Below are 9,690 nucleotides of genomic sequence, written 5' to 3'. Positions count from 1 at the left end.
TGCTGATATGGCTCAGTTGGTAGAGCGCACCCTTGGTAAGGGTGAGGTCCCCAGTTCGACTCTGGGTATCAGCACCAGATAAAAAACATGATTTCGGTATAAAAGAATTTGCCTGGCGGCAATAGCGCGGTGGTCCCACCTGACCCCATGCCGAACTCAGAAGTGAAACACCGTAGCGCCGATGGTAGTGTGGGGTCTCCCCATGCGAGAGTAGGGAACTGCCAGGCATCAAATAAAGCACAAGGCCATCCGTAAGGATGGCCTTTTTGCGTTTTATGGCTATAGAAGAAAAATACCCTCCGGCGGTGGTATTTTTCCAGAAACACCCTGCAGACACTTCACCGGCAGGGTATTTCTGGCTTGTTACAGACTGGTTTTCATCATTAAATAAGGAGACGCGGAAAAACCGCAGCGCTGGTATGCGCGGATAGCACGTTGATTATCTCCGTGTACATATAAGCGCAGTTCCAGAGCATCTGCTGATTTTGCAGCGGCGCTAAGATGGTTAATCAATTGATCGGCCAGACCTCGTCCGCGGTGTTCAGGGGCAATATAGAAGCTTTGTATCCACCAGTAATCTTTACCGCAAAAATCGCTCCATTCTTTGATAATCGAAGTATGAGCAACAGCGCTACCGTCTGCATTTTCCATTATCCAGTATTGTGAACGAGGATGCCGGGTAAATGCTGAGGATACTCCGCGTTCAACCGCAATCAGGTCAACTTCAGAGCCTTGTGATTCCTGTGCCTCACGTACAGTGAATGTGATAATTGTATTAATATCACTGGCAGTAGCCGATCTTATAACATATTCCATAATAATTTATTGCCCCGTTATAATTATGCTTCTTCCGGAAATATCATATTAAATGATAATCTTTTGCTGTCAAAATTTTTAAAAGATAACTATTTTCTGCTAATCGAGAGAATTACAGCGGATATTATCAGTAAAAACTCTTTATTTTAGCAGTATATGGCGATGTATTAATTCCGTCCGGTGTATGGTCATGTCTGTTGCTATTCCTCCGGCTGCCAGGGCTGTTATTCCGGGCAGGCTACGTATAATCGGACACCTCGTTGATCTGCCTGTGGGTATTACGTGCTGCTCTGGGTATTTATTGAATTATTTGCAGAGTTAAGCTGAAAGATTTTCATAATCAGCCGATCAGTCTCGACTTTTTACAGGCTGCACGCTAGTCTTGGCTGTCTGGATGTCTAAACGTATATGTGTTTTTAAGAGGTATCAGGTAATGCCAATCAGAGTACCGGATGATCTTCCCGCGGTTAATTTTTTACGCAACGAAAATGTCTTTGTTATGGCGTCTTCCCGTGCGTTGATCCAGAATATTCGGCCACTGAAGATTTTGATCCTTAATCTGATGCCAAAAAAGATCGAAACTGAGAATCAGTTTCTGCGATTACTGTCGAACTCGCCTTTACAACTGGATATTCAGTTACTGCGTATAGATAACCGCGAGTCGAGAAATACACCGGCTGAGCATCTGGATACCTTTTACTGTAACTTTTCTGATATTCAGCATGAAAACTACGATGGTCTGATTGTTACCGGCGCACCTCTGGGCCTGGTCGATTTTGATGATGTTGCTTACTGGCCACAAATACAGCAGGTATTACACTGGGCGAAAGATCATGTCACATCGACAATGTTTGTCTGCTGGGCTGTACAGGCGGCATTAAATATTTTGTATGGCTTGCCGAAAATGACCCGTCAGCAAAAACTGTCGGGTGTTTATCAGCACAATGTTGTACAGCCACATGGATTACTGACCCGTGGATTCGACGACCAGTTTCTGGCCCCCCATTCCCGCTATGCGGATTTTCCGGCTGATATTATCCGTGATCATACCGATCTTGATGTGTTTGCAGTGTCAGAACAAACCGGAGTTTACCTGATGGCGAGCCGGGATAAACGGCTGGTATTTGTCACTGGTCATCCCGAGTATAATGCGGATACTCTGGCAGGCGAGTATCAGCGGGATATTGGTGCGGGGATCGATTCACCACTGCCCTATAATTATTTTCCGGGTAATAACCCTCACCTGACTCCTCAGGCGAGCTGGCGTAGTCACGGACACTTACTCTTTTCTAACTGGCTGAATTATTATGTCTACCAGATAACGCCATACGACCTGAAGCATATGACACCGACTCTGGACTGATATCTTCCCGGGGATTATTCACGGAGGTAGTGGTGATTATCTCCGTGAGGAATTGTGTTCTGGTTTTCTCTTCTGCTACTCGAGTGAAATATTACATCAGGCCTGCCAGTACTATTGCAACAGCCAGTAAATCAGCACTTCCGCCCGGGCTCAGATGACGGGATATCAGTTGCTGATCCATGTTATTCAGTTCATCGGCCCCCCATGCTCCGCTGAGTATTTTTCGGGCATAATGACGTACAAACCCGAGTCCGGCCATGCCGCCACGCGAAACCAGATTGGTATCTGCATTTACCGACATTAGCCGGAGTAAAGCATGGTGATGCTGACGTTTACCCGTTTCCTGGTGCCAGAATGGCAATACATAGCGGCGAACTGTCAGGAATCCGCTTTCTGCCTCTCCTCTGGCCCCGGTCAGCTTATACTGCCGGAACAGCCGGATAGCTGACGGGCTGGCATTTCGGCCCGCAGCCAGCTCCCGGTCGACAATCCCCCGGCAGATGGCACTGGTTTCCCTGCATAGGGCCAGTGCGCTGACTGCCTCCTGCCGTCCTGCCAGCCGCCCGGCGGCACAACAGAGCAACCCGAGAGAGAAGATTCCTCCCTGATGCGTATTCACTTGTCCGGTAGCAGAAAACATGGCCTGTTCACATGCCAGGCCTGCGGGACGCAGTAGCAGTAGTTGCCTCTCTGCGGGCAGAGAGGCATTACTGTATCCGAGTTGCTCAAATACCCTGAACCATGGACTGATAGCACTGATACTCTGCCGGAATAAGTCATAATCCATATCATGGTGTGATCCGCTGTTATTGCGGTCAACCAGTCCCGGTTTCGGTGTCAGATCCAGTTCATCCTGTAATGCTGCAATCACTTTTTGCGGAAGCAGCGTGAAAGATCCATTATCCACGGGTAAACCAGTCATTAATGATTCTCTCCACACAATCCAATACAACTTGTGGCGGATGACGGCGTGAACGCGCACAACGGATTGCCGGCAGGTCACAAACCAGACAACGACGAGCAGGATGATTCAGGGACTTTCTGTCTGTCACACCTGATAGCGGGCAAATGACATCAAAGTCCCAGAGTCTGCCCAGCGGGTGTGTCTGCTCAATCTCTGCCAACTGTTTTTTGAGCTCTGCTGCGGGATGATCAACACACCATAAGGCCTCAGGCCCGGTTGCCAGCCAGTTCACCTGCCTGGCAGTTAATGGCCAGTGGTTCTGGCTTATCCACTGGTCACAGACCTGCAGGGCTACCCCCATAATATTCTCATAGCGGGCACTGGTTTTAACCGGTCCTGGCGTCACCAGGGTCAGGGAAATCACCGGCTGATGATAGCGGGTTAACCACTTATCCTGTCGCGCCGCTCTTTTCTCTCTGGCCTGCAGCAGAGAGTTCAGGCTGAAGGCGCGGGTGAAAGTTTCCGGATTGTCCATTATTCTTCCTTCGCTATCTGTCGGACAACATCAATCACACTGCCATCACGGTAACGGATGATACCGACAATCTTATCGGTGAATTTTATTGGTTGCGGTTGCCCGCTGATCAGCAAGGCCCGTTGCCAGAGATCGTCAACAGATACTATATTCATTCCTGCCTGTATCAGACGTTCTTTTAATTCCGGGCGGGCAGGATTCACCGCAATCCCGTGATCGGTGACCAGAACATCAATACTTTCTCCGGGAGTGACCAGTGTTGTTACACGTTTTACCACGGTGGGGATCCTGGCACGGATTAAAGGTGCCACCACTATGGTCAGATTAGCCGCCGCCGCGACATCACAGTGACCACCAGATGCGCCCCGCATTACGCCATCGGATCCGGTGATCACATTGACATTAAAATCGAGGTCGATTTCCAGCGCACTCAGTATCACGACATCCAACTGATCACAGCTGGCTCCTTTACTGGCGGGATTGGCATAGACATTGGTGGATATTTCCAGATGCAGAGGGTTACGGCCAAGAGACTCTGCGGCCTGGCTGTCAAAACACTGGGTATCCAGCAGTTTTTCGATTAATCCCTGTTCATGAAGCTCAACCAGGCTGGCAGTGATCCCGCCAAGAGCGAAGCGGGCATGGATACCATCCCGTGCCATTTTTTCGCCCAGAAACCGGGTACAGGCCGTTGCGGCAGCGCCTGAACCGGTTTGCAAAGAAAAGCCGGGGGTAAAATAACCGGAATGTTCAATGACTCCGGCGGCATGGCGGGCAATCAACAGCTCACGGGGATTATTGGTTATACGGGCCGCACCGACACTGATCCTGGCGGGATCTCCGACACAGTCGGTCTGTACAATATAATCCACCTGATCCTGGAGGATACTGGCCGGTAAGGCAGGATAAGGCAGCAATGTTTCTGTCAGCAGTACAACTTTACGTGCATAGCGGGCATCGGTCATGGCATAGCCTAAAGAGCCGCAGGCTGAACCTTTACCGGTACCGCTGGCATTGCCGAACTCATCACAGCCGGTCACAGCGAGAAAGGCAACATCAATACTGATTTCACCGTCCTGCAGCAGTTTGACCCGGCCGCCATGGGAGTGGATATGTACCGGTGATGCCATCAGCCCGTTAGAGATAGCCTCTGCCAGCTGGCCACGCATCCCTGAAGTATAAATGGCCGTAATGACGCCTGCACGGATTGGTTCAATCAGCGGGGCATTGCAACTCATCAGCGAACTGGATGCCAGCGTCAGATTTTTAAAACCGAGAGCGGACAGCTTTTCAACCACATAATTAATCATTTTGTCGCCTTCGCGGAAGGCGTGATGAAATGAGATGGTCATTCCATCTTGTAGCTCACAGCGTTGTATCGCTTCTTCCAAATTATTACAGAGTTTCCGGGTATGCTTCTGTTCAGGATCAGCCAGCCAGGGCGTTGAGACATTCGCCCCGCTAAAAGCATTAAGTTGCCCGCAGCCAGGCAGTAAATCTTTATCTTTCATAATATTATCCTCAGTGATGTACAGCAGATGCGGCAGCACGTTCCAGCACTTTCTGTGCATGACTGATGATCGGTGCATCAATCATCTTCCCGTTAAGAGCAACGACTCCCAGCCCTTGCTTTTCTCCCTCACTGGCGGCTTCAATCACTTGTTGTGCATAGTCCACTTCCTGCTGTGTTGGCGCAAATGCCTGATGCAGTAAGGCTATCTGACGCGGATTAATCAGGGATTTCCCATTGAAGCCCATTCTGCGTATCAGGTCGGTTTCTTTCAGAAAACCCTGCTCATCACTGGTGTCTGACCAGACGGCATCAAAAGCATCAATACCTGCGGCCCTGGCGGCATGCAGAACCGCACAGCGGGCATAAAACAGCTCAGTACCGTCACCACGCTCGGTTTGCATATCCATAACGTAGTCAAATGCAGCCAGGGCGATACCGATGAGCCTGGGTGAGCTGCGGGCAATCGCGACCGCATTGATAACCCCGGTAGCCGATTCGATAGCAGCCAGCAGGCGGGTGGTTCCGGAGGGGCGACCACAGGTTTGCTCGATGATTTCCAGTTGGGTTTCCAGGGCATGGATGTCTTGTGGGGAATCGGTTTTTGGCAGGCGGATAACCTCTGCGCCTGCGTGTACTACCGCTTTCAGGTCCTGTAATCCGAAAGGCGTATGCAGTGGATTAATACGGACAATTTTCTCTATATCCCGATACATCGGGTGCTGTAATGCCTGGCAGACCAGCAAACGCCCGGCATCTTTTTCATTCACCGAAACGGCATCTTCGAGATCAAACATGATGGCGTCGGGGCGATAGATAAATGCGCTGGAGAGCATGGCGGCACTGGTTCCCGGGACAAACAGCATACTGCGGCGAAGTTTTTTCATGGCATAGTCTCCCACTCAGGTTTTGCTTCGTCCGCCGCCCGTAACACCGCACACTGTATCCGTGCGCGCAGCACGCAATCGAGAGCTCCTTTATCTTCAATAATCAGCAGCCCGCTGTGAACACCCATATCAGCCAGTGTTTGTACGCTTACCTGATTGATCTGTTGTCCGAACTGTTTGATGACATCACTCTGGATGACGATGTCGATAGTACCGTCAGCGGGCAGTATTTTTACTCTGACATCGCCGGATTCGAGGGTACCGGATAATGCCTCTCTGATAATTTTCATCTGTTATCTCCTTATTCATTTAACTTCACACCGGATGTGGGCTGATCAGTGTTTTCAGGTGTGAAAATGTCGTGGCGGGCACCTTGTCACGCAGCAGGTCATACTGTTGCTCAGCCAGCAACCGTCGCACTTCTGAGGCCGAAAACGGGATCCCCGCGGAGCTGTTGATACGTGCTATTTCGGCGACTACCATATGACCGCCAAGCAGATGATGCATGGCCTGGTTATACCGGCGGGTGGTCAGGCAGAAAGGTTCAGAACCGACAAAACGGTGGGTGATCCCCAGCGCCGGAGCAATATGGTCCCGAAACAAAATCAGATCTGTTTCACTCCATGTCTGATCGACTGCCACCTTGTCTTTCAGGAAATAAGCGGGGAACGTGGCACGGGAAATAATGTAGGGTGAACCACCATGCACTGTTACCCGGGGTAAATGAGCCACCCCATGGGTCAGCATCGTCAGCCTGTCGGCATAAGAAAAGTATGCCGCTTCTTCTCCGACTAAGAACAGATGCAGCCAGTCACATTGCCCGCAAGCCTGCTCTGCCAGAAACTGATGCCCCAGAGTAAAAGGGTCGGCATTCATGATAATGGCGGCAATTTTTTCCCCGGGCTGGCGTAATTTCTGCAACTGCTGGCAATAGCGTTGCAGCCCGACCGGGTTGTTTTCCATCAGTACTGTGCCAGCTGAATCCTCGGCAACAGGCCAGAAACCACAGCGGCAGAACTTATCGCAGTTTTCCCGGCGGGTGCAGAGAAAAAGCGGTGCGATACCTTTATCAACCGCAATGCGTTCGAGCTCAGCCAGCAGTAACCCTGTCAGATTGGCTCCCCGCCAGGGAGTATCGGTCACTACACATTTGACGATATTTCCCGCCAGACCGGCACAGCCCGCCAGCCGGTGACCAATACTGGCTTCAGCAAAGAAACGAATATCGTTGTCCGGTGCCAGATCATGTTTGCTGAGAAACTGACGAATCTTTTCCAGACGTTGTGGCTGCCGGATACTGTCCGTGATACGCAGACTGAATACAGGGAGAATATCCATTGTCGTCATATGCTCCTTTGGCCGGTAAATACTTCGGAAACGACGGGCTCTTCTGCGACTGTATTGATCAGATGGCCGACCTGCTCAATGTCGACTTCTATCCGGTCACCGGGCTGCATAAATAACGGAGGGCGACGCATTTTCCCTGTCCCGCCAGGTGAGCCGGTAATAATCACGTCCCCGGCGCTGATTCTTGTAAAAGTACTAATATATTCAATCAGGTAAGGTATGCTGTGGATCATATTGCAGGTATTATCCTGCTGAACAATTGTCCCGTTGAGCCGGGTCCTGAGCATCAGGTTATGGGGGTTATCTATTTCATCACTGGTGGTCAGGTAAGGGCCAAAACCACCGGTGTTACGCCAGTTTTTTCCGGCGGTGAACCAGGCGTGCTGCCAGTCCCTGACAGAGGCATCCATATAACAGCTGTAACCGGCAATATGACTGAGGGCATCTGCCTGAGAAATATGCCGGCCTGCGGTACCGATGATTATCGCCAGCTCACCTTCATAGTCGAATTGATCAGAATCATAAGGTTTTAGTAACCGGGTATTATGGCCGGTCTGAGAATCAGCAAACCGGATAAATAACGTCGGGGCCGGGTCAGTCTGCCCAAACTCCTGCCGCTTTTCGGCATAATTCATCCCTGCACACAGTATCTTGCCGGGGTTTTCAATCACCGGTAAGTAATCGATCTCCTGTGTTGTAAAATCGATTTTTTCTTCGCTATAGCTGCGTGCGGTGGCAAGTTCCCCGGCGACGAGTAAGGATTTCAGATCTGCGTAGCGGTGGCAGAGACGACTCCCTAAATCGATAATACCGTCGGTTTTTACTATTCCGTAGCTGCGAACACCCTGATGCAGATAACTGGCTATTTTCATCTGAAATCCTGCAATATCTGATTAAATAATAAAGTTTCCGAGGATCAGCAACGACACCGAAACATTAATTGCACCGCCGATACGGGTCGCTATCTGTGCGAAAGGCATTAACACCATCCGGTTGCCCGCAGTCAGAATCGCAACATCACCGGTACCTCCTTGTCCGCTCTGACAACAGGAAATGATGGCGACATCTACCGGGTGCATACGCAGTTTTTTGCCGACGAAGAAGCCGGTAACGACCAGCGAAAGGACAGTACTGAAAATAATCAGTAAGTTGGTCAGAGTGAAAGCATTCACCAGTTCCTGCCATGGTGTAATTGCCACTCCGACAGCAAACAGAATCGGATAAGTGACGGCCGTCTGGAAAAATTTATATACCATCTGAGAGCCTGCCAGCAGGCGTGGTGATACTCCATGTACCAGTTTCACCAGCACTGCAGCGAACAGCATGCCCACCGGGGCCGGTAAGCCAATAAATTTATGTCCCAGCATGCCCACCATATAAAGAAGGACTGCCAGCAATACACCGGAAGCCACTGCACCCATGTCAGGGGGACCGCTAAACAGTTTCGCGCCTTCGTCAGGAGGGCCGGAAAGGTCAGAGGTATTTTCAGATTCAGGCATCAGCTGACCTTCACCGGTAAGGTGCGGGTAGCGTTTGCCGATTTGATTCAGACAGCCGGCAATAATAATGGCCGTCAGACTGCCGAGCATAACCATAGGTAACACACGGCCTAAGGCCACACCCTGATCCATATTGAGCAATGCGGCATAACCTATCGATAAAGGGATAGCACCTTCGCCAACACCGCCTGCCATGATCGGTAAAATAATAAAGAAGAAAATCTGGAATGGTTCCAGGCCAAGAGCGAGTCCGACCCCCATCCCGACCAGCATACCGACAATTTCGCCGCATAACATCGGGACAAAAATACGCAAGAAACCCTGAATCAGGGTTGTCCGGTTCATACTCATAATACTGCCGACAATAATGCAACAGATATAAAGATAAAGAATGTTGGTATCTTTATAGAATTTAGTGGTTGCCTGAACAACGATATCCGGCAGCACTTCATAGAAGACGAGTGCAGAGGGAATGAAGGTGGCACAAATCGCAGCAGCACCTATTTTTCCGACCACAGGCAGACGTTTACCAAATTCACCACAGGCAAAGCCGAAGAAAGCGAGGGTAGCTACCATTACGACTATATCGCTGGAAAGCCTTCCCCCTGCGGACTCAATGGCGATCAATACTCCGCAGAGAATAAATAAAGGCAGGGGGATAATACCTACCTTCCAGGTGTCAAGAATATGCCACCATTGCTCTTTTAATGATTTCTTTTCCGGGCTGTCTGCCGGGATATTTTTTGTAGCCATCAGAGTTCTCCTTTATTGTTAATATTATTCTCGCAAGGAAATACTTACTGATGTTGTGATAAAGGATTTACTTATT

At 50.1% G+C, this 9,690-nt stretch carries 10 protein-coding genes, 1 tRNA gene and 1 rRNA gene; 3 read left to right on the top strand and 9 right to left on the bottom strand.

Features of this window, described 5'->3' with window-relative positions; all coding sequences use genetic code 11:
• Position 1: 1 nt before the first annotated feature.
• Together JK216_RS08065 and rrf are read left to right on the top strand one after the other, a co-directional pair.
• Positions 2 to 77 (top strand) — tRNA-Thr (locus JK216_RS08065).
• A 34-nt stretch (positions 78 to 111) separates the two neighbouring features.
• Positions 112 to 227, top strand: a 5S ribosomal RNA gene (gene rrf, locus JK216_RS08060).
• 136 nt (positions 228 to 363) lie between these two features.
• On the opposite strand, the gene JK216_RS08055 is transcribed toward rrf, so the two are convergent.
• The gene (locus tag JK216_RS08055; RefSeq protein WP_212707560.1) at positions 364 to 816 is read right to left on the bottom strand and encodes a GNAT family N-acetyltransferase; all 453 of its coding nucleotides are present in this window, start codon (positions 814 to 816) and stop codon (positions 364 to 366) included.
• A gap of 433 nt (positions 817 to 1,249) precedes the next feature.
• Here JK216_RS08055 and metA point away from each other — a divergent pair, with 433 nt between their 5' ends.
• Entirely contained in the window at positions 1,250 to 2,179 is a 930-nt protein-coding gene (metA, locus tag JK216_RS08050) for a homoserine O-succinyltransferase (protein ID WP_212707559.1), read from the top strand.
• Positions 2,180 to 2,270: 91 nt separating this feature from the next.
• Here the strand turns inward: metA and citG are convergent, their stop codons facing one another.
• The 8 genes from citG to JK216_RS08010 are packed head-to-tail and all read right to left on the bottom strand — an operon-like array spanning position 2,271 to position 9,614.
• Positions 2,271 to 3,101, bottom strand: a complete 831-nt coding sequence (gene citG / locus JK216_RS08045; protein ID WP_212711414.1) for a triphosphoribosyl-dephospho-CoA synthase CitG — start codon at positions 3,099 to 3,101, stop codon at positions 2,271 to 2,273.
• Entirely contained in the window at positions 3,079 to 3,618 is a 540-nt protein-coding gene (citX, locus tag JK216_RS08040) for a citrate lyase holo-[acyl-carrier protein] synthase (protein WP_212711415.1), read from the bottom strand. Before citX ends, citG begins: the two co-directional genes overlap by 23 nt.
• A complete protein-coding gene (gene citF, locus JK216_RS08035) occupies positions 3,618 to 5,129 on the bottom strand; it encodes a citrate lyase subunit alpha (RefSeq protein ID WP_212707556.1) in 1,512 nt (503 codons plus the stop codon). The genes citX and citF overlap by 1 nt, the downstream gene beginning before the upstream one ends.
• 10 nt (positions 5,130 to 5,139) lie before the next feature.
• Entirely contained in the window at positions 5,140 to 6,015 is an 876-nt protein-coding gene (citE, locus tag JK216_RS08030) for a citrate (pro-3S)-lyase subunit beta (protein WP_212707555.1), read from the bottom strand.
• Positions 6,012 to 6,305, bottom strand: coding sequence for a citrate lyase acyl carrier protein (gene citD / locus JK216_RS08025; protein WP_212707554.1), 294 nt, complete (start codon positions 6,303 to 6,305; stop codon positions 6,012 to 6,014). Before citD ends, citE begins: the two co-directional genes overlap by 4 nt.
• A gap of 25 nt (positions 6,306 to 6,330) precedes the next feature.
• Positions 6,331 to 7,353: a [citrate (pro-3S)-lyase] ligase gene (gene citC / locus JK216_RS08020; protein ID WP_212707553.1), complete on the bottom strand. Its 1,023-nt coding sequence runs from the start codon at positions 7,351 to 7,353 to the stop codon at positions 6,331 to 6,333.
• Positions 7,354 to 7,358: 5 nt separating this feature from the next.
• Positions 7,359 to 8,234, bottom strand: coding sequence for a fumarylacetoacetate hydrolase family protein (locus JK216_RS08015; RefSeq protein ID WP_212711416.1), 876 nt, complete (start codon positions 8,232 to 8,234; stop codon positions 7,359 to 7,361).
• 21 nt (positions 8,235 to 8,255) lie between these two features.
• A complete protein-coding gene (locus JK216_RS08010; RefSeq protein ID WP_212707551.1) occupies positions 8,256 to 9,614 on the bottom strand; it encodes a 2-hydroxycarboxylate transporter family protein in 1,359 nt (452 codons plus the stop codon).
• Positions 9,615 to 9,690 lie beyond the last annotated feature (76 nt).

Origin of the sequence: Tatumella sp. JGM94 (assembly GCF_018257595.1) — a bacterium.
Classification (GTDB): Bacteria; Pseudomonadota; Gammaproteobacteria; order Enterobacterales; family Enterobacteriaceae; genus Tatumella; species Tatumella punctata.
This window is presented reverse-complemented; position numbering and strand designations above follow the sequence as displayed.

Bases quoted from the DNA above. Each gene is read 5' to 3' on its own strand.
- citX (WP_212711415.1), bottom strand. From the start codon at position 3,618: ATGGACAATCCGGAAACTTTCACCCGCGCCTTCAGCCTGAACTCTCTG.
- JK216_RS08055 (WP_212707560.1), bottom strand. From the start codon at position 816: ATGGAATATGTTATAAGATCGGCTACTGCCAGTGATATTAATACAATT.
- citG (WP_212711414.1), bottom strand. From the start codon at position 3,101: ATGACTGGTTTACCCGTGGATAATGGATCTTTCACGCTGCTTCCGCAA.
- JK216_RS08015 (WP_212711416.1), bottom strand. From the start codon at position 8,234: ATGAAAATAGCCAGTTATCTGCATCAGGGTGTTCGCAGCTACGGAATA.
- citE (WP_212707555.1), bottom strand. From the start codon at position 6,015: ATGAAAAAACTTCGCCGCAGTATGCTGTTTGTCCCGGGAACCAGTGCC.
- citC (WP_212707553.1), bottom strand. From the start codon at position 7,353: ATGGATATTCTCCCTGTATTCAGTCTGCGTATCACGGACAGTATCCGG.
- citD (WP_212707554.1), bottom strand. From the start codon at position 6,305: ATGAAAATTATCAGAGAGGCATTATCCGGTACCCTCGAATCCGGCGAT.
- metA (WP_212707559.1), top strand. From the start codon at position 1,250: ATGCCAATCAGAGTACCGGATGATCTTCCCGCGGTTAATTTTTTACGC.
- citF (WP_212707556.1), bottom strand. From the start codon at position 5,129: ATGAAAGATAAAGATTTACTGCCTGGCTGCGGGCAACTTAATGCTTTT.
- JK216_RS08010 (WP_212707551.1), bottom strand. From the start codon at position 9,614: ATGGCTACAAAAAATATCCCGGCAGACAGCCCGGAAAAGAAATCATTA.